This window comes from Vogesella mureinivorans (genome assembly GCF_007644035.1).
Taxonomy (GTDB): Bacteria; Pseudomonadota; Gammaproteobacteria; order Burkholderiales; family Chromobacteriaceae; genus Vogesella; species Vogesella mureinivorans.
Map to the genome: position 1 here is coordinate 1 of NZ_VMTV02000196.1, position 328 is coordinate 328.

Consider the following 328-nt stretch of genomic DNA (forward strand, 5'->3'; position numbering starts at 1 on the left):
CCAAACCAAGTTCAGACACTTGGGTAATTTTTGTCTTGGCATGATCACGCTCAAGCATCTTCTCAAACTGGTTCATGACTTCTTCACGATGTACAGCTTCCTGCATATCGATGAAATCAATAATGATAATGCCGCCTAAATTGCGTAAACGTAACTGTCGAGCGATGACTTGGGTGGCTTCCATATTGGTTTTGAAGACTGTATCTTCAAGCGTACGACCACCCACATAAGAACCTGTGTTGACATCAATCGTGGTCATTGCCTCCGTCTGGTCAATCATCAAATAACCACCAGACTTTAATGCAACCCGAGTTTGTAATGCTTTTTG

The 328-nt window shown here is 42.7% G+C and carries 1 protein-coding gene; it reads right to left on the minus strand.

Features of this window, described 5'->3' with window-relative positions; genetic code table 11:
- The coding region (locus FLQ44_RS07770; RefSeq protein ID WP_206208733.1) for a ribonuclease E/G at positions 1-328 on the minus strand (328 nt) is incomplete at both ends.